Below are 18,026 nucleotides of genomic sequence, written 5' to 3'. Positions count from 1 at the left end.
CTGCCAAAATCAGCACTTAAATTTATTGACAGAAGAGCCAGGAAGTAGTATATTCACTCGAACCGAGACTTTTTAAATTTTAAGTTCTATTATTTTCAGGGGACTAAATGGAAAACGTGCAAGCTGTGATTGCTGCAACAACATTTATATGTGTAATTTTCTTAATAATTACAGAATGGATACACCTCACAGTTGCGGCATTTCTGGGAGCGCTGATTCTGGTTTTTACCCACGTGATGACGTTAAACAACGCGATCGAATATATCGGTCGGAGTCACGCCACGCTGGGCTTATTTTTCGGAGTCATGGTAATGGTGAGAGCCTTTGAGCCTACCAAAGTATTTGAATACTTGGCAACTCAAATTGTGCTTTTGGCTAAAGGCAAAGGCAAAAATCTCTTGCTGGGTATTGTCGCAATTACTACGCCAATTTGTTCGGTTTTGCCCAATGCCACGACAGTCATGCTGCTAGCACCATTAATTCCGCCAATGGCAGAAGAAGTCGGTGTAGATTTTGTGCCGTTACTGATTTTAATGGTATTTGTAGCTAACAGCTCGGGACTGCTGACAATCGTGGGCGATCCGGCGACATTCATTGTCGGCGATGCTATTAACATGAGCTTTACAGATTACCTGGTAAAGTTAAGTTTGGGCGGGGCAATTGCATTAGCAGTGATAGTAGTTATGTTGCCTTGGCTGTTCCGCGAAATTTGGCACAAGAACTTAGACGATTTGGAACATTTGCCGCGCCCAACAATTAATCACCCGCGAGTCTTAGCAGTGGGCGGTGTAATTATAGCTTTCGTGCTGACATTTTTTGTAATAGGAGAGTCACTGCCCGTGCCTATTTCACCGGCAGCCGTTGCTTTGTTGGGGGCTGCTTTGGCAATGCTTTTAGCTCACCATTCCCAAATTGATTCTGTTAATAATATTTTGCGGGATTTAGATTGGAGCACGCTGCTATTTTTTATGTCTATCTTTGTGCTAATTGGCGGTTTAGAAAAAACCGGAGTTATCGCCAGTATATCTGGAATATTAGCAGTAATTTTAGGTAAGAATATTTTTCTGGGTTCTTTAGTTTTGTTATTTTTTGTGGGTTTGATGTCGAGCGTGGTGCCAAATATTCCGTTGGTAGTGGCGATGGTGCCGCTGCTAAAACAGTATGTTGTCAATACCGGACTCGCACCTGCAGAGGTGCTGGCTCCGGATTTTGCAGGGCAGTTTCCACCTGCTGTGCTGCCGCTGTTTTATGCGATGATGTACGGAGCAACTTTAGGCGGAAACGGCACTTTGGTAGGAGCTTCTTCTAATATAGTCGCAGCGGGAATTTCTGAACTGCACGGGCGCCGGATTTCTTTTCAAACTTTTCTGCGTTACGGGCTGCCTGTGATGGCGGTGCAATTAATAACTGCGGCTATTTATGTAACTCTTCGGTTTCTGATTTGAAGAAGTCATTAGTCATTAGTCATTGGGCAGTGGGCAGTGGGCATTGGGCATTGGGCATTGGGCATTAGTTATTGGTCATTAGTCATTAGTTAACAGTCAACAGTCAACAGTTAACAGTAATCTAAACTCCATCCAATTCTAAGGGAAAAATTACAGTGAAGGAGGAGCCAACTCCTACTTGAGAAACTAATTCGATTTTACCTTGCAAGAGCTTGACTAATCGAGCGACAATTGCTAGCCCTAAGCCGGTACTGTCAGGAATGCCAGAACTCAGGGAGTTGTCGGCTCGAAAGTAGGGTTGAAAAATCCGCTCGCAGTCTTCAGGAGCAATACCAATTCCTGTATCTGAGACCGTTACTGTCCAATATTTATCTGGCAAAAGTTCGCTTTTTATTGTAACAGTACCGGCTGTGGTGTAGCGAATGGCGTTGCTGGTTAAGTTTGTGATAATTTGCTGCAAGCGCAAGCAATCTGTCACCACTTGATCGTCTGAGAGATGGCACTCCACAGCTATCTCTAAACCTTTGGCTTTGGCTAAAGGCTCGATTATTTCAACAACCGTGGCGAGTACACCTGGCAGTCTAATTGGAGCTAGCTGTAACTTTATTTGTCCGGCTTCGTACCGCGAAATTTCCAGAGTATCGTTGATCAATCTCAGCAACAGTCTGCCACTGTTGAGGACTCTATCAATATGCCCTATATTGGGAACAGAACCTTTAATTTCGGAATAGTTTTGTTGCTGGCGCAAAAACAAATCTGAGTAGCCGATAATAGAGGTGAGGGGAGTTTTTAATTCGTGAGCTAAGTGAGATAAGTTCTCTTGATTGGCGCGAACTAAGCGAGTCAGTTCTTGATTTGTAAGTTGCAATTGGTTTTGCAAATCCTTGAGTTCTTGGAATCTTTCTTGGGTAAAGGTTTGGAAACATTTAGCAATTACTTCGTCGAGCGCCGTGTCAATTAACCGGTAAGCTCTGCTGACTTCTGCTGCAGAGGCTTTTAACAATTCTGGCTCTAAAGCCTCGAAAGTTACCCAGCGCAGCAAGCGGTATTCCCGCGCAATTTCCTCGGCGTCGTAGCCTTGTTTTGCCCTGAGAGTTCCGTGTTCTAAACTTTTTTCTACGAGTGTGCGAATGTCGCTCTCTTGGGATTGGGAAAGCATAGTTACGATAGCTTGCAGTACCATTGGAATGCTGTCGCGCACGCCATTGTAGGTGAGTTCTTTAGCGGTTTCGAGTTGGTCGTCGGAGCGTACAGCTTCGATCCAGTTTTGTATAATTATGTCGATTCGATCTTGCAGCGCGAGGCTAAAGTCTCTCATGGCTCAAGTAGAGAAATAAGTGGGCGATCGCATTTTATCTCTCTAAGCTAGTTTAATAATTAACTTTTTGAATAGTTTGTCAACTTTTGGGCTTCGCCGATCGCTAATAGCTACTCCTAAAGATCTATTGACAATATAATACGCTCGTGCGAGCTTAAGTTAAATTGGCTTAAAACGTCAAGCCTAATCCTGCAATGCGCGCTCAGACCAAGCCTGTGGCTGGAGCGGAGGAACCAATTTTTGGGGCTAATTTCTACAGAATTAAAAAGCAAAGTTAAAAATTGCTAAATTTGAGTGTAATTTTGGATTTTGAAATCTCAGGAGAAGGACATCTCTCAGTCCTAGCCCGTCAGCTAACTTCGCAGGCATGGAGAAGAGACTGAAAAGCCAAATTTCTGAAAAAGATTGTTTGCCTTCGTCAGTGTCTCAGGTTCGTATTGTTCAAGATTTTTGTACCTGCCCTGACTCTGAAGGAGATTGAAATGTTGATACAGCTTAATTTATCTGCGATCGCACTTGCAGGAGTTGCAACGTGGAAGCGGGTAAAACCCGTTGTCATCCGAGATGCTGTTTTGTTGTCGGCCGCTGGTTTTGACTGCACGGGCGCCGGATTTCTTTTCAAACTTTTCTGCGTTACGGGCTGCCTGTGATGGCGGTGCAATTAATAACTGCGGCTATTTATGTAACTCTTCGGTTTCTGATTTGAATAAGTCATTAGTCATTAGTCATTAGTTGGCAGTCAACAGTCAACAGTCAACAGTCAACAGTCAATAGTTAACAGTAATCTAAACTCCATCCAATTCTAAGGGAAAAATTACAGTGAAAGAGGAGCCAACTCCTACTTCAGAAACTAATTCGATTTTACCTTGCAAGAGGTTCACTAATCGAACGACAATTGCTAGCCCTAAGCCGGTAGTGTCAGGAATGCTAGAACCCAGGGAGCTGTTGGCTCGAAAATAGGGTTGAAAAATCCGATCGCAGTCTTCTGAAGCAATGCCAATTCCTGTATCGCTGATGCAGAGACTCCACTGTTCGTCTGACAATAATTCGGTTTTTATGGTAATAGTACCAGCTTCGGTGTAGCGAATGGCGTTGCTCGTCAAGTTGGTGATAATTTGCTGCAAGCGCAAGTAATCTGTCATAACTTGATCGAGAAGCGGAGTACACTCAACGACGATCTCTAAATTTTTTTCTTTAGCCAAAGGCTCGATTATTTCGACAACAGTGCCGATCGCCGATCGCACATTTGTAGCACTTAGCTGCAATTTTATGCGTCCCGCGTCGTAGCGCGAGATTTCGAGAGTATCGTTAATTAATCTAAGTAAGCGTCTGCCGTTGCTGAGGACTTTATCAATATGTGCCAAATTGGGAACAGAATCTCTAATTGGATAACTGTTTCTTTGGCGCAAAAACAATTCTGAGTAACCAATAATAGAGGTGAGGGGAGTTTTCAATTCGTGAGCTAAGTGAGATAGATTCTCTTGACTGGCGCGAACTAAGCGAGTCAGCTCTTGATTTGTAAGTTGCAAGTGGTTTTGCAACTCCTGTAGTTCTTGGAATCTTGCCTGGGTATAGGTTTGGAAACAATCGGCAATTGCTTCGTCGATAGCACTGTCAATTAAGCGGTAAGCTCGGCTCACTTCAGCGCCCGAGCCTTTTACCAATTCTGGCTCTAAAGCATCGAAAATTACCCTCCGCAGCAAGCGGTATTCCCGCGCAATTTCTTGGGCATCGTAACCTTGTTTGGCCCTGACAGTCCCGTGGTGTAAACTTTCTTCTATGACTGTCCCAGTGTCGCTGTCTTCTGATTGGGACAGCATAGTTACCATCGCTTGCAGTACGACGGGAAGGCTGTCGCGCACGGAATCGTAGGTGAGTTGTTTGGCGGTTTGGATTTGCTCCTCGGCGCGAACAGCTTCGATCCAGTTTTGGGTAATTAGGTCAATTTTATCTTGTAGAGCTTGGCTAAAATCTATCATGGCTCTTAGATATAAATCAAGTGAGCGATCGCATTTTATCTCTCTAGGTTAGTTTAATAATTAAATTTTTGAATAGTTTGTCAACTTTTTTTGGGCTTCGCCGAGCGCTAATAGCTACTTCTAAAGACATATTGACAAAATTAAATGGTCGTGCTAGCTTAAGTTAAATTGGCTTAAAACGTCAAGCCTAATCCATCAATGCGCGATCGAACCAAGCGATCAAACCAAGCGTGTAGCTGGAGCGGAGGAACCAATTTTAGGGGCGAATCTCTACAGAATTATAAAGCAAAGTTAAAAATTGCTAAATTGCCAAATTTAAGTGTAATTTTTGATTTTGAAATCTAAAGAGAAGGACATCTCTCAGTCCTAGCCCGTCAGCTAACTTCGCAGGCATTGAGAAGAGACTGAAAAGCCAAATGTTCTGAAAAAGATTGTTTGGCTTCGTCAGTGTCTCAGGTTGGTATTGTTCAAGATTCTTGTACCTGCCCTGACTCTGAAGGAGATTGAAATGTTCATACAGCTTAATTTATCTGCGATCGCACTTGCAGGAGTTGCAACGTGGAAGCGTGTAAAACCCGTTGTCATCCGAGATGCTGTTTTGTTACCTGCTGCGGGTTTTTTGGGAATTCTTGGCTTGTGGTGGATTGTTGCCAGCTTCAAAAGCGATTTGATTCCCACTCCCTATCAGGCGTTTATAGCTAATTTAGATTACATATTGCATCCATTTTATCAGCGCGGACCTGGAGATTTAGGCATTGGCTGGCTGCTGCTAGCGAGTTTGCGACGGGTGTTGGTGGGATTTTTCCTGGGTGCAGCAGTGGCGATTCCCGTGGGATTTACGATCGGGATGTCGAAACCGGCAATGATGGCGCTCAATCCGCTGATTCAAATATTTAAACCGGTGTCGCCGCTAGCGTGGCTGCCGATAGCTTTATCGATTTTTAATTTAGCAGAGCCGTCGGCAATTTTTGTCATATTCATCACGTCTTTGTGGCCGACAATTATCAACACTGCTTTGGGAGTTTCTAGCGTTTCCCAGGATTATCTGGATGTGGCGCAAGTGTTGGAAATGCCCCGCTGGAGGCGGATTACCAAAATAATTTGGCCGGCGAGTTTGCCATACATTTTTACAGGTTTGCGGATTAGTTTGGGGATTGCTTGGCTGGTGATTGTGGCGGTGGAAATGCTGACAGGCGGTGTGGGAATTGGCTTTTTTGTGTGGGATGAGTGGAGCCGTTTAAATCTGAGTTCGGTATTTTTAGCGGTGTTGGTAATTGGCATAACTGGATTGTTGCTCGACGCTGCAGTTGACAAAGTTCAGGAATTGGTAACGCATCGCTCGGTCATTAATCATTAGTCATTAGTCAGTTGGCAGTTGTTAGGAAAGCAGTTGTCTGTTGTCAACAGTCAACAGTCAACAGTTAACAGTCAACATTTAACAGTCAACATTTAACAGTCATTAGTCAAATTAAATATGAGTGACAAGTTTTCCAATGAATGGAACCGCCGAGAGTTCTTGCAAGGAATGGGAGCGGCGGCGGCGGGAATGGCTTTATCTGGTTGTGGAATTAGCGCGGATCGATCGGCAAAAGGACTCACGGAAGAAGCCTCAGCCGTAAAGCCGGTTGTCGATTCCCGAACCTTAGAAAAACCAAATTTAACCGTAGGATACGTGCCGGTTAACGATTGTGCGCCATTTGCGATCGCCTGGAAAAAAGGCTTTTTCCGCAAATACGGTTTAAACGTCACACTCAACCGCGAAGCAAGCTGGGCAACCTCTCGCGATGGCGTCATCTTCGGCCGCCTCGACGCCTCCCCAGTCGTATCCGGCGCCGTCACAAACGCCCGAGTTGGCGCCGAAGGAGCGCGCCACGCACCCCTGTGCGCGGCAATGACAATTCACCGCCACGGCAACGCCATGACGATGAACAAAGCTATGTGGGATTCCGGTTTGCGCCCGTGGCACGAATACAACGGCAATTTGGAAGAATTTGGCAAACAATTTCGAGCCTTTTTTGACAGTCAGCCGTCGGAAAAAAGAGTTTGGGCAGTGGTTCTGAGTTCTGCGATTTACGAATACTTTGTCCGCTACATATCGGCGGCTGCCGGTGTCGATCCGTTCAAAGAATTTCGGGTAATTATTGTGCCGCCGCCGCAGATGGTAACAAACATCAGGATTGGCGCCATGCAGGCTTACATGGTGGCCGAACCTTGGAATACGCGGGCAATTCAAGGCAATTTGGGAGTCGGTTTTACCTTCGTCCAAGGCAAGGAAGTTTGGCTGGGACATCCCGATCGCCTTTTGGGAGTAATGGAATCATTCATTGAGGAAAATCCCAAGACTTATTACTCGCTGGTTAAGGCAATGGTGGAAGCTTGTCAGTATTGCAGCAAGCCGGAAAATCGCAGTGAAATATCGGAGCTGCTGACTGAGCGATCGTTTACGGGGGCGAGACCGAAAAAAGGGGCGATCGACAAATTTACGCGGCCGGCAATAGTTGGCGACTACAACTATGGAGGGTTTGACGAAAAAGACCGCACCATACAATCGGAAGATGCAACTATTTTCTATGACATTCCTAAGAATTTGCCTCAAATACCCGGGAATCATTCAACATTTATGTGGCAGTCTCAGAGTATTTGGTTGATGACTCAAGCCGCTCGCTGGGGACAGATTAAGGAGGTGCCAAAAAATGCTGAGGAATTAGCTAAAAAAGCTTGGAGAACCGACCTTTACCGCAAGATTGTTGCCGAAATGGGGATCGATTGTCCCCAGGAGGATTACCAAGTGGAACCTGCGGAACTTTTTATTGATAAAAAGGCATTCGATCCTAGCGATCCGGTGGGTTATTTGAATAGTTTTGAAATTCGAGCCAACCGCCCTCAGTCTTTTTTTCAGTCTTAATGTTTGAGATATTGCGCTTTTCCGACCGTCCCCCCAGAGATCAAAGTCCCTGGCTAATAGCTAAAGTCGGTTGAAATAGACTAAAATATTTTAGAAATTACGCAACCGTAAGGAAATCAAATTAACACTTTACTACTTTTTAGGAGAATACCGTGACTCAATACTTTTCTACTTCTCTCGAAGCCAGCAGCCAAGTCCAGAAGAACCATGAATTTCTGGAAATTAACAACTTGTTCAAGGCGTATAAAAGTGCTGACGGTAGCGAATTTAGCGTCTTGGAAAATATCAATTTAAGTATTGGAGAAAACGAATATATTTCGGTAATCGGTCACTCGGGTTGCGGCAAATCAACGCTGCTAAAAATAGTGGCAGGTTTGGAAAAACAGAGCGCGGGAATGGTGACACTGGAAGGAAAAGAAATTCGCAAACCTGGTGCCGATCGCATGATGGTATTTCAGCACTACGGATTGCTGCCTTGGCTGACGGTGCGGGAAAATATTCGGCTGGCAGTTGATGAAGTTTTGCGAAGTCTCAGTCGCCCAGAGAAGATTAGTCTTGTCAACGAACATCTAGCAATGGTAAACTTAACATCGGCAGCCGATAAATATCCAGACGAGATTTCAGGGGGCATGAAACAGCGAGTAGGAATTGCGCGAGCTCTGGCGATTCGACCAAAAATGTTATTAATGGACGAACCGTTTGGAGCGCTGGATGCTCTAACTCGCGGCAAGTTGCAGAAACAGGTGCTGGATATTTGGGAAAATCACAGACAAGCTGCAATGATGATTACTCACGATGTTGATGAAGCTATCTATATGTCCGATCGCATTGTGCTGATGACAAACGGCCCGGCTGCGACGATAGGTGAAATTTTGTCAGTGCCGTTTGCGCGTCCGCGCGATCGCCAAGAGTTGCGGGAATCGAAGGAGTATTACGAAATCCGCAACTATGCTTTGAATTTTCTCGATCGCTACTTTACTCAAGACGAATAACACCCGACGGATCGACATAACAATTTACTTAAGAGAGGTTAAGCCTGTGAATCTCAAAACAATGTTAGCGCGTTTTGAAAGTGCATTGGGATACCAAAATTTAGCAGAAGAAATGGTGTTGCTGCCGGAGCCAACCTTACCAGTTTCTAAGAAATCAAAATCCCCAAAACAGGCAAAAACTATAAATTTTATTGTCGGTTACAACAGTTCTCCCCAAAGTCAAATAGCTCTGGATATTACCCTTTGGATGGCGCATCAAACTCGTTTCGTAACAACTAAAGAAGTCACGGTTCAAGTCGTATACGTGATCGACGAATCCCCAAAAAATTACCGCGAAGATACTTGCAAAGTTGCTGTAGCAAATGCCTTGGCTGCACAGCAGAAAGTGTCTGATTTAGAGGAAACATTCGCCCTTAGTTGTGCAGCGCCTGCGCTCGCTTTACCAACCGAAATCCCATCGGTATCCCAGCCAAAAACTTGGATAGATCCGCATTATTTCCAAGCAATTTATGGTCAAAAGAATGAGTACGAGGTAGCAGATAAGTTGCTGTGGCAAGCGCGCTGTTTGGCTGAGGAGTGGCGCGGTTTATTCAAAGCTCATTTACGCATCGGGCGGGTTGCTACAGAACTGAGAAATGTGGTTGAATTAGAATCAGCAAATTTACTATTCTTGGGCTGTGGTTCTGGGAACCATCGGTTGGTTAGGGAACTAGGCAATAATTTTCCCTGCTGCGTACTCGGGATTCCTTCGGCACTCAGCTATCACATGGATGTTCAGCCTGAAGAAAATTTGACCAAGTTACAGTTGGCGACTACTATACCTGCACGTTAAACTTGTTCGCTCGTTGGGTCAGAATCTAATTATGTAAGTGCGCTAGGCGCACCCTACGACTATAATTCGCGCGCCCAACCTTTTTTGCGTAAGTTCTATATCGCTCAAAAATTAAAAATGGTTTTCTCGCTCGAAGTCCTAATTATGAGACAATTAGGACTTTTTTTTTATTGTGGAGATTCTCAAAATTCTAGTCAAGGAAAATTATCGGAACTTATCTGACCGCAGACAATTCGTTAACTAATTTTATCCTTCCCCGGCACACAGAGCGCAGCAGCCGATCGATGGAGCGTTTGTCTTCCTCAGTCAAATTTTCGTCAAAAATAGCAGCCATCAAACCATACCTATCGGCTATAGTAATGTAGCCATTTTGATTCACTTCGGCAAACAGCTCGCCCAAAGCAGATGGAATCAGGTGGACAGGGGTTTGCATAGTAATTGACTCTCTACTCGACGATCGCGCGATCGGGCGTTTTTGCGGTAACAAAAGGCGATCGCACTATAAAAATTTATAGCTGTATTGCCTTTAAACGTGTGACAATAAACAGCAAAATTTGTGAATTAAATCACATTTAAAATTGGCAAATTATGATAAAGCTTGCAGGTGCGTTTTAGGGAAGACCGAGCAACTGCAAACTTGATGTTTTCTAAAGATTGAAAATCACCACTTCCTCCACAGGTTCAGCCAACTCAAACTTAAACACCCGGGAATAGAAATAGAATTCGCCGTCAAGAGTTCTTTTGATATTTTCAGCGCGGCGAAAACCGTGGTGTTCCCCTTCATAAGCAACATAAGCAACCGGCAAACCTTTAGCTTTCAATATTTCTACCATCATTTCCGCTTGATTGGGCGGAACCACTTTATCTTCTAATCCTTGAAAAAAGATAACGGGACAAGATAAACGTTCGGCGGAATGAATAGGCGAACGAGCCACATACAAATCTTTTCTTTCAGGATAAGGCCCGATCAATCCATCCAGATAGCGCGCTTCAAACTTGTGAGTATCCGTGGCCAAAGCTTCCAAATCGCTAACTCCATAATAGCTCGCACCAGCTTTAAACACATCCCGGAAAGTAAGAGCGCACAGAGTAGTGTACCCCCCTGCGCTGCCTCCGGCGATCGCCATTCTTTCGCCATCAACTAAACCCTTTTCAGCTAAATATTTAGCACCGTTAGCGCAGTCGTCAACATCGACAATCCCCCAACTATCTTGCAGTCTTTTTCTGTATTCTCGGCCGTAACCAGTGCTGCCGCCGTAATTAACATCGAGCACGGCAAAACCGCGACTCGTCCAATATTGAATTTTCAAATTCATGCTGCTAGAAGTAGCAGCAGTGGGGCCGCCGTGACTTTTGACAACAAGCGGCGGTTTTTCACCCGCAGGTGCTGCGAAATCTTGATTTTTCGGAGGATAGAAGAAACCGAAAGCAGTCAAATTGTTTTCCGTGGGGAACTCAATTGGTTCCGGTACAGAAAGATAACCCGAATTGATGCTTAAATTGCTCGATTTACGCAATATTTCTAGTTTATTTGTTCCTAAATTCAGTTGTACAATAGCAGTAGATTCTGTCGGCGAGCCTGCCAGAAAAACAACAGTTTCTCCCTGCCCTGTGACAGACGAAATATCCGTGTAAGGTGTCTCAATTGTTGTCAAATGCTTGGTCGTTAAATCAAGACTGGCTAAATACCACTGGCCTTGCTGAGTGTAGGTGCAAATAATTTTGCTTTCCGAGACAATGGCATAAGTAGACATTCCAAAAACCCACTGAGGAAGTCCGAATTCAGCCGCCATTTCGCACAAGCTGGTTTCTTTCTCTGCTTCCCCCCTTACCAAGGAGGCATTAAGGGGAGTTCTAGATTGCCAGCGGTAGAAATTCCACCAGTTAGACTTGTCAGAAACAAAATACAAAACTCCATCGGGCGACCATTCCGGTTGAAAAATCGACTCATCAACCCCGCCAGCAACTAAGTATTTTTCACCTAAAGAACCGTCAGCATTAATTTCTGCTACCCACAATTCTGTGCCATCCCACGGCATATTTGGATGGTTCCAACAAATCCAGGAAAGTAGAGAACCGTCTGGACTCAAACGAGGGGAAGCATAAAAATCATTGCCCTGAGTTAAGATTTGAATATCTTCGCCGTTATCTAAATTAATGCTAACAATAGTATTAACAGGTTCGCCCTCACCTGCATGGTCTTCGCGCACGCAAATCAGGCGATTTCTTTGCTTGTCAACTATCGCATCTGCATAGCGAGAATTAGCAGTAGGTGTCAGAGGTTCTGGTTGAGAATTTAATGTTTGAGTATAAATACGTTGGTCGGCAAAATGAGAAAAATAGACAACACCGCCAGCAACTGCAAAAGCAGCGCCGCCGTATTCGTTAACGCGAGTGCGAACATTAAAAGGATGCGGTGTCACGTCGCTGATTTTACCCTCAGGAGTGCGCCGCACGAGGACGCTTCTTCCCGATTCCGAAGGCCTTCCCTCAACCCAGTAAATATCATCGCCGTCAATAGCAATTTGTCCGAGTCCGACCGTTCCAGAAACAATTAAATCGGAAGAAATAGGCGATTTCCAAGACCCGTAAGGTGATACTTTATTCATATAGTTGAGGCAGTTGTGTTGATCGCACAAAAAAATTAATATTTGTACTTTACACTACTTCAGTCACTGGGGAAGCAAAATGTCAAAAAAACTCGTACTCATGGATCACGACGGTGCAGTTGACGACTATCTCTCAGTCGTGTTGCTAATGACAATGGAGGAAGTCGAAACTCTGGGAGTAATTGTAACTCCTGCGGACTGCTACATTCAACCGGCTGTGAGTGCAACGCGCAAAATCCTCGATTTGATGGGGCGTTCAGAGGTTCCGGTGGCGGCGAGTACGGTGCGGGGACTCAACCCATTTCCGGTGTTATTTCGGCGAGATTCCTTTGCAGTCGATCGACTTCCCATTCTAAATGAAAAAGGAACCATTGACACGCCGTTAATATCAGAACCCGGACAAAACTTTATGGTGCGAGTTTTGCGGGATGCCGCCGCACCAGTCACATTAATGGTAACGGGGCCGTTAACAACAGTAGCGCAAGCTTTAGATATCGCGCCAGAAATTGAAAGCAAAATTCAAGAAATTGTCTGGATGGGAGGCGCCCTCAATGTTACGGGCAATGTTAGCAAAGATATGGAACCCGGACAAGATATGTCGGCGGAATGGAATGCTTACTGGGACCCGATAGCAATTGAGAGAATTTGGCAAACCCAAATTCCCGTTGTCATGTGTCCTTTAGATATCACTAATAATGTACCGCTGACTGTAGAATTTTCCAATCTCTTAGCAAGACAGCGCCAATATCCTATTTCCGACTTAGCAGGACAGTGTTATGCCCTAGCAATATCTCAAGATTACTATTTTTGGGACATTTTGGCAACGGCTTATTTAGCGCATCCAGAATTTTACAAACTGCGAGAATGGGAAACAGAAATCATTACCAAAGGCATCAGCCAAGGACGCACCAAACTTAAAAGTGGAGGGCGAAAAATTCAAGCAATGCATACAGTAGACACCGCCAAATTTTACGATTACATATTACAACAGTGGGCAAGGTAAAAATCACCTTGTCTGCTACGAACGAGTGCGCCAAATCTCCGTACCAAATCCGCCATGACACGAAGATTTACCTTCTCTTCTCTTCCCTCTCTTCCTCTGCGCCCTCTGCGCCCTCTGCGGTTAAAAAAAAATCTCATCTCAAAAATGCAAAACATCAAAAAATGCTGCCAATTCTATCAATTATCCCCTTAGCCCAAACTCCTCCCGCACCTCAAGAAATAGTTCAAATTCAAGAAGTGCGACCTCTCCCCGGACAGTTGGACAACATACCAGTATTTAACAGCAACAGTCCCGAAGTAGTGCTGCAAGAAGGAATTTTGCTTTCGACATTTCCCCCGGAGGGTAAAAGATTTCCGGCGGCACATTTAAACTTTCCGTTTCAAGGACGTTTCGACATATTTGCCCACCACATAGCCCGCGCAGCTTCGCCGGAAGATTTGCGAACATTGTATCAAGGAGTAATTGTTTACAATCCTGGCAATAAACCTGTAACATTAGATATATTGCAAGCTGCGAGTTATCTCAGTCAACCGGATGCACCTTTTATTGAATTGCCGCCGCAAGTCGATAATTCAAACAGTAATATTTACGCGGGGCCGGGAAGCCGCGCTGTGAATGATATTCTCAGAGGAAGGAGACAGTCAGAGTTTGGGCCGGGGTTAATTATTCCACCGGGAAAAAGCGAACTGTTGATGAATCATCCGATACCGGTGCGGGGATTGGTACCGCCGCTAAACGGTCGATCGACCTTGATGCGGTTGCGGAGCGATGGTATAGTCTATGTTGCCAGTCTGGCGATGTTTGCCCGAGTTGACCCAGAGGAAAACGGACAGGGAAACGAGCGATCGCCCAACTTAGCAGAATGGCAAAACTTATTAGACAATGGTAATATAGCCGGGCCGCGCGATCGAACTCCCACACCGCCAGAAATCACCGAAGGTCAACTAATTTACAGCCGAGTTGCCGGTGTAGCATTAGGTTCACAATGGCGAGCACTTCTCTCAGACAACCCCGCCACCTCAAACCTAGCAATTCCCCAACCCGGAACAGCATTTTCCTACCCATTAAGCAGTCTCCCGCGCGGAATGCTGGGTACAAATCAAGTGCAAAGTGCGAGGATGTTAGTCCGCTACCCAGATACAGCATACCGCGCCCACGGCAATTACGGAATTCAATACAGTCTCAGCTTGCCGCTGTACAATTCTACCACCAACAACCAAACTGTAACTGTCGCAATTCAAACTCCAATTAAGACAGACAAATTAACTTCAGGAGGACTTAATTTTTTAGAACCTCCGGCACCTCAAACTTTTTTTAGGGGAACGGTCAGAGTGCGCTATACTGATGACAATAAAGTGCCTCAAACTCGGTACGTGCATTTAGTGCAGCGGCGGGGACAGCAGGGAGAACCTTTGGTAAAATTAGAGATGAAATCGGGAGAAAAGCGACTTGTAGAAGTGGATTTTATTTATCCGCCCGATTCGTCGCCGCCGCAAGTTTTGACTGTGAAAACGAATTAAATTTGAGCAGCAGCTACGGGTAGGCAGACGCCTACAAAGACAATGCGTAATTAACCTGATGTGTTTTTATTTTTGCGCTGCGCGGAATTGATTTGTCTCTAGTTGCTATCGGCAAAAAAAAGATGAACTTATCAAAAAATTTCTGGATTGTTGCTTGTTTTGTGTACGTTTTAATTCTTCTCATTATCATGCTTTTAGCAGGTACGGGGAAATTAGTCAACTTTCCTCTCGCTCATCCGCCTTATGACAAACTCGGCCACTTTATTTTGTACGGAATAGCATCTTTTCTGTGCCACAGAGCAACTGGAAAAAAAAATATCAATTTGTTTAATTATTCAATTCCTTTCGGGCCCGCAATTTTTACTATGTTCACGGCTGCCGAAGAAATGCTGCAAGCGCTTTTACCAAATCGCAGTGCTAGTATTGAAGATTTTTTATTTAGTTTTTGCGGGATTGCAGTTTTTTATTGGATTGGAGAAGTTTGGGATAGAAAAAAAGGGCATTGATGATATAGAAGGAAGTTCGGCAACGGATTTTGTAACGGATGTAACGGATGTAACGGATGTAACGGATGTCAGGAAGAAAGAAGAAGGAAGTTTCTAGAGTGCACAATGCGAACTGGTTGACGAGTGTCAGCCACTTTTTTTACTGGTGACTTTGCGCGCACGGGTAAAGAGATATTTGCAGCACAAAGGGGAGCAAATGTCAATACGCTGGCTGCTGTGGCCGCCGTTAAAAATTAAAATTTTTTGAACTTGTTTAAGATTAGCAATTAACCGGGATTTCCCATCTCGACAATGTGTTTGAGAGCGTTTAATCACTCTCTTCCAAAAAGGTTTGTACTCGACCGTTCGGTCGCAAAACAACTCGAATTTTCGGGTTTTTGCCATTAGAAACGGCAGAAACAAACGGCTCGCCGGCTAATGGCATATTAATTTGCTCGATATAATCTGCTGCTGCTTTTCCCATCGGCACAATATTTTGAACTGACCCATTTTCATCGATCAGCACGCTGTATTCCAAAGTTTGTTCCATTCCTTCTGGAGGCTTCCAGCGTTCCTCAAAGTAAGTTCTAGCTTCTGAAACTTGAGGAATTGTATCAAATAAAGTGCGGTTTTTTTGACTCGCCGCTGCCTGGTTGTTGTCCTCGGGCTCGGCTGGGGGTTGAGCGTCCTCAAGAGGTGGGAGTTCGGTACTGGCGGGGGGGACAATCGGCTCGATGGGGCGGGGGGAGGCTTGCGGCGGGGGAACGGGAAATCGGGAAGCAGACAGGGAGGGCGGCAGGGGAGGCGGTACGGCGGGAGCTAGTCTCGGCGGTAGGGGGGGCAGCACGTAGGGTACTGGTGCGGGTGCTTGGGGGGCGGAAATGGGCGGTTCTTCGGGGGCGGGAATAGTGATTGTTTGCCCTTGAGGGAAAGCTGGGGCGCTCTGTGGGGCGCTGGCTGTGCTGCCGTTGGGGGGAAATAGCAGGGGTGGCTGCTGGATGGGGCTGGGTCTGTTGCTGGGGGGATTTGGGGCGAGGGCGATGGGGGGCAAGCTGGGGCTGGGGGAGGCAGCGGTGTTGATGGGCGGGGGCGGCAGGGGCGGTAAACCGGGTGTGGCTGCGGGTGTTGGTGCTGCGGGTGTCGGTAGGGCGGGAACTGGACTGGGGGAGACGCCGGCAGCTAACTGGGGGTTTCCTGGAGCGGTGCTCAATTGTGGATTGGCGGGGGCTGTGACGGGGGCTGTGGCTGTTTGCGGGGAGGTGGCGGCCCGATCAAGCATTTTGATAATTCCTGTCGTCAGACCCGCGCTGGCGACCATCATTGCTGCCACCTTAAGCCAGGGTGAGGACAGCGGCCCTCGGGGTTCGCGGTTGAGGTTGGGAAGCGCCATCACTTCGGCGGCGCAGTCATCTAGTGCTGTGGCCAAGTCAAACAGTTGCAGGGTGCTCAAGGGAACTACTGGCCCGGATTCAGCAGCGCTCAAAGAGCCTAAAAACAAGTTGTGGGCCAGCAAGCCGCGGGGTTCTAAGCGGGGGGGAACCGGAAGGTAGGCAGGGTTCGGGGCGGGGGTTGGGATAGAGTAGGGGTTGGAAGTTGCTAGTTCGGAAGTGTTGACGGCTCGATCGAATAGGACGGCGTTAGGCGCGGCTTGTGGCGAGTCTGGCCCAGCGGTACGAGCGGTTTGAGAGTTGAGGTTGCTTTCCCAATCGCGGGATTCGCCGAGGAAGTTTTGGACGTAGGTGCTAACAGCTTCGTGGAGGGTTTCGAGTTGAACTCGATCGCCCCTGAGGGTAACGTGTTCGGTATCTGGCAGCCTGGGGTCGTCGAGTCGCAGCTCGAAACTTAAAGATTTAAACACTGGTTGGCCCGCCCAGCGAGATAGAGGCGAACTTTTGGCTGTAATTTCCAGCGTGCAAGTGGGGGGCGTGTACCGTTTGAGAACCATAGCAGAAAGTCTGTTGACTGTTGGCTGTTGACTGTTGGCTGTTGACTGTTGGCTGTTGGCTGTTGACTGTTGGCTGTTGGCTGTTGTTTAATTTTTAGCGCGATCTAGAAGAGCCAGCCAGAGGCGGCGGTGGCCGCCGGGACTGCTGTAAAACAGCAAATCGATCAGGAGTTTGAGGGCTAAATCAGTTAGTTCTCGCGCCGATAAATTTTCTGCATCTTCCATGCGCGAGCCATAAGTGTTGCTGAACCTGTCAATATAATCTCCCAGCAAAGCGATGGTATGAGGTTCGCGGTTTTGCTCTGCCATTTGTTCCAGCAAAGCAACAGCGCGGCGGATTAAAGCTTGGTGCTGTTTTGCCAAATGACAGCTTATCAAAACGAGCGATCGAGCTTCCTCCACATCGAGTTTTTTGCGCCCTCCGTGGCCTTTCCGCAGCGGGTTAGATTGGCGCAGCCGCCACAAAGCTACCCGATCGGCTACCATTGGCTCTAAATTCAGTTCGGCTGCTACCTTGAGCATCGCCTCTGAGCCAATTTCTGCCAGTGCTTCTAGGGCTAACAGCACTAAATCCAGTTGGGCTTTAATGTTGTCCAACTGGGTAGGTTCTGGTGCTTTTTGGGTCAATTCTTCCCAGTTGGGAGATTGGCCCGTTTCGTTTGTGGGAGCGGAGGACTTTACGGTCGAGCGCATGGCTTCAGCACGGGAAATTAAGACAGGTTGAGGCAGGATATCAAACAGTATGCAGTGATTAAAGCTTAGCGCCCTGTGGGCAACAGCACATCTGTTTATTTGTCTCCATAGCTCGTTGCTTTGATTCCGGCAATCCTAACTGCTGGACGGAGTTGCGGGTTAAAAGTTGCGGTTTCAAGTTCGATCGATCGCAATCCGCAAAACCCATAGATTTTCACCCCTAACCATCCTACGCCACACAGTGACCGAAATCAAATCAGTGCTTTGAAACTATTGGGACTTATATCAATGCAAAGATCC

At 46.3% G+C, this 18,026-nt stretch carries 16 protein-coding genes and 2 riboswitches; of the genes, 9 read left to right on the top strand and 7 right to left on the bottom strand.

The features are described from left to right. Positions 1–107: 107 nt before the first annotated feature. Positions 108–1,445 carry an ArsB/NhaD family transporter gene (locus QUA25_RS12855; protein WP_333038283.1) on the top strand — a complete coding sequence of 446 codons (1,338 nt, stop codon included), beginning with the start codon at positions 108–110 and terminating at the stop codon, positions 1,443–1,445. Between the two features lie 121 nt (positions 1,446–1,566). Here QUA25_RS12855 and QUA25_RS12850 read toward each other — a convergent pair whose 3' ends face one another. Then, positions 1,567–2,763, bottom strand: a complete 1,197-nt coding sequence (locus QUA25_RS12850) for a sensor histidine kinase (RefSeq protein WP_333038282.1) — start codon at positions 2,761–2,763, stop codon at positions 1,567–1,569. Between the two features lie 170 nt (positions 2,764–2,933). Then, positions 2,934–3,146: riboswitch (cyclic di-AMP (ydaO/yuaA leader) on the top strand. 99 nt (positions 3,147–3,245) lie between these two features. On the opposite strand from QUA25_RS12850, the gene QUA25_RS12845 reads away from it, so the two are divergent. Further along, complete coding sequence (locus QUA25_RS12845; protein ID WP_333038280.1) at positions 3,246–3,413, top strand: hypothetical protein; 168 nt, start codon at positions 3,246–3,248, stop codon at positions 3,411–3,413. Positions 3,414–3,548: 135 nt separating this feature from the next. Here the strand turns inward: QUA25_RS12845 and QUA25_RS12840 are convergent, their stop codons facing one another. Continuing rightward, a complete protein-coding gene (locus QUA25_RS12840; RefSeq protein ID WP_333038277.1) occupies positions 3,549–4,742 on the bottom strand; it encodes a sensor histidine kinase in 1,194 nt (397 codons plus the stop codon). Positions 4,743–4,954: 212 nt separating this feature from the next. Then, a riboswitch (cyclic di-AMP (ydaO/yuaA leader) is annotated at positions 4,955–5,150 on the top strand. A 100-nt stretch (positions 5,151–5,250) separates the two neighbouring features. Here QUA25_RS12840 and ntrB point away from each other — a divergent pair. The 4 genes from ntrB (at position 5,251) to QUA25_RS12820 (ending at position 9,471) form a co-directional block, all read left to right on the top strand. Then, the gene (gene ntrB / locus QUA25_RS12835) at positions 5,251–6,099 is read left to right on the top strand and encodes a nitrate ABC transporter permease (protein WP_333038274.1); all 849 of its coding nucleotides are present in this window, start codon (positions 5,251–5,253) and stop codon (positions 6,097–6,099) included. A 117-nt stretch (positions 6,100–6,216) separates the two neighbouring features. Beyond that, positions 6,217–7,647 carry an ABC transporter substrate-binding protein gene (locus QUA25_RS12830; RefSeq protein ID WP_333038272.1) on the top strand — a complete coding sequence of 477 codons (1,431 nt, stop codon included), beginning with the start codon at positions 6,217–6,219 and terminating at the stop codon, positions 7,645–7,647. Between the two features lie 152 nt (positions 7,648–7,799). Then, a complete protein-coding gene (locus tag QUA25_RS12825) occupies positions 7,800–8,639 on the top strand; it encodes a nitrate ABC transporter ATP-binding protein (RefSeq protein WP_333038269.1) in 840 nt (279 codons plus the stop codon). 46 nt (positions 8,640–8,685) lie between these two features. Further along, the gene (locus QUA25_RS12820) at positions 8,686–9,471 is read left to right on the top strand and encodes a universal stress protein (protein WP_333038266.1); all 786 of its coding nucleotides are present in this window, start codon (positions 8,686–8,688) and stop codon (positions 9,469–9,471) included. 214 nt (positions 9,472–9,685) lie between these two features. Here the strand turns inward: QUA25_RS12820 and QUA25_RS12815 are convergent, their stop codons facing one another. Both QUA25_RS12815 and QUA25_RS12810 read right to left on the bottom strand, forming a co-directional pair. Continuing rightward, positions 9,686–9,904: a hypothetical protein gene (locus QUA25_RS12815; RefSeq protein WP_333038265.1), complete on the bottom strand. Its 219-nt coding sequence runs from the start codon at positions 9,902–9,904 to the stop codon at positions 9,686–9,688. 214 nt (positions 9,905–10,118) lie between these two features. Continuing rightward, on the bottom strand, positions 10,119–12,080 hold the full coding sequence (locus QUA25_RS12810) for a S9 family peptidase (RefSeq protein WP_333038264.1): 1,962 nt from the start codon (positions 12,078–12,080) through the stop codon (positions 10,119–10,121). A gap of 79 nt (positions 12,081–12,159) precedes the next feature. On the opposite strand from QUA25_RS12810, the gene QUA25_RS12805 reads away from it, so the two are divergent. The 3 genes from QUA25_RS12805 (at position 12,160) to QUA25_RS12795 (ending at position 15,109) form a co-directional block, all read left to right on the top strand. Beyond that, on the top strand, positions 12,160–13,083 hold the full coding sequence (locus QUA25_RS12805) for a nucleoside hydrolase (RefSeq protein WP_333038262.1): 924 nt from the start codon (positions 12,160–12,162) through the stop codon (positions 13,081–13,083). Positions 13,084–13,244: 161 nt separating this feature from the next. Continuing rightward, the gene (locus QUA25_RS12800; RefSeq protein WP_333038261.1) at positions 13,245–14,603 is read left to right on the top strand and encodes a DUF3370 domain-containing protein; all 1,359 of its coding nucleotides are present in this window, start codon (positions 13,245–13,247) and stop codon (positions 14,601–14,603) included. A 122-nt stretch (positions 14,604–14,725) separates the two neighbouring features. Then, complete coding sequence (locus tag QUA25_RS12795) at positions 14,726–15,109, top strand: VanZ family protein (protein ID WP_333038258.1); 384 nt, start codon at positions 14,726–14,728, stop codon at positions 15,107–15,109. Between the two features lie 307 nt (positions 15,110–15,416). Here the strand turns inward: QUA25_RS12795 and QUA25_RS12790 are convergent, their stop codons facing one another. The 3 genes from QUA25_RS12790 to QUA25_RS12780 form a co-directional block, all read right to left on the bottom strand. Then, positions 15,417–17,033, bottom strand: coding sequence for a DUF4335 domain-containing protein (locus tag QUA25_RS12790; protein WP_333038256.1), 1,617 nt, complete (start codon positions 17,031–17,033; stop codon positions 15,417–15,419). 87 nt (positions 17,034–17,120) lie between these two features. Beyond that, positions 17,121–17,726 carry a DUF3038 domain-containing protein gene (locus QUA25_RS12785; RefSeq protein WP_333038252.1) on the bottom strand — a complete coding sequence of 202 codons (606 nt, stop codon included), beginning with the start codon at positions 17,724–17,726 and terminating at the stop codon, positions 17,121–17,123. A gap of 95 nt (positions 17,727–17,821) precedes the next feature. Beyond that, on the bottom strand, positions 17,822–17,944 hold the full coding sequence (locus QUA25_RS12780) for a hypothetical protein (protein WP_333038249.1): 123 nt from the start codon (positions 17,942–17,944) through the stop codon (positions 17,822–17,824). Positions 17,945–18,026: the final 82 nt, after the last annotated feature.

It is taken from the genome of Microcoleus sp. Pol17C6 (genome assembly GCF_036701145.1).
In the GTDB taxonomy this organism is placed as follows: Bacteria; Cyanobacteriota; Cyanobacteriia; order Cyanobacteriales; family Microcoleaceae; genus Microcoleus.
This window is presented reverse-complemented; position numbering and strand designations above follow the sequence as displayed.

What these genes read in the sequence shown, in the direction of transcription:
- QUA25_RS12805 (WP_333038262.1), top strand. Translation starts at nt 12,160, where the DNA reads ATGTCAAAAAAACTCGTACTCATGGATCACGACGGTGCAGTTGACGAC.
- QUA25_RS12795 (WP_333038258.1), top strand. Translation starts at nt 14,726, where the DNA reads ATGAACTTATCAAAAAATTTCTGGATTGTTGCTTGTTTTGTGTACGTT.
- QUA25_RS12850 (WP_333038282.1), bottom strand. Translation starts at nt 2,763, where the DNA reads ATGAGAGACTTTAGCCTCGCGCTGCAAGATCGAATCGACATAATTATA.
- QUA25_RS12855 (WP_333038283.1), top strand. Translation starts at nt 108, where the DNA reads ATGGAAAACGTGCAAGCTGTGATTGCTGCAACAACATTTATATGTGTA.
- QUA25_RS12840 (WP_333038277.1), bottom strand. Translation starts at nt 4,742, where the DNA reads ATGATAGATTTTAGCCAAGCTCTACAAGATAAAATTGACCTAATTACC.
- QUA25_RS12845 (WP_333038280.1), top strand. Translation starts at nt 3,246, where the DNA reads ATGTTGATACAGCTTAATTTATCTGCGATCGCACTTGCAGGAGTTGCA.
- QUA25_RS12815 (WP_333038265.1), bottom strand. Translation starts at nt 9,904, where the DNA reads ATGCAAACCCCTGTCCACCTGATTCCATCTGCTTTGGGCGAGCTGTTT.
- QUA25_RS12810 (WP_333038264.1), bottom strand. Translation starts at nt 12,080, where the DNA reads ATGAATAAAGTATCACCTTACGGGTCTTGGAAATCGCCTATTTCTTCC.
- QUA25_RS12830 (WP_333038272.1), top strand. Translation starts at nt 6,217, where the DNA reads ATGAGTGACAAGTTTTCCAATGAATGGAACCGCCGAGAGTTCTTGCAA.
- ntrB (WP_333038274.1), top strand. Translation starts at nt 5,251, where the DNA reads ATGTTCATACAGCTTAATTTATCTGCGATCGCACTTGCAGGAGTTGCA.
- QUA25_RS12800 (WP_333038261.1), top strand. Translation starts at nt 13,245, where the DNA reads ATGCTGCCAATTCTATCAATTATCCCCTTAGCCCAAACTCCTCCCGCA.
- QUA25_RS12790 (WP_333038256.1), bottom strand. Translation starts at nt 17,033, where the DNA reads ATGGTTCTCAAACGGTACACGCCCCCCACTTGCACGCTGGAAATTACA.
- QUA25_RS12785 (WP_333038252.1), bottom strand. Translation starts at nt 17,726, where the DNA reads ATGCGCTCGACCGTAAAGTCCTCCGCTCCCACAAACGAAACGGGCCAA.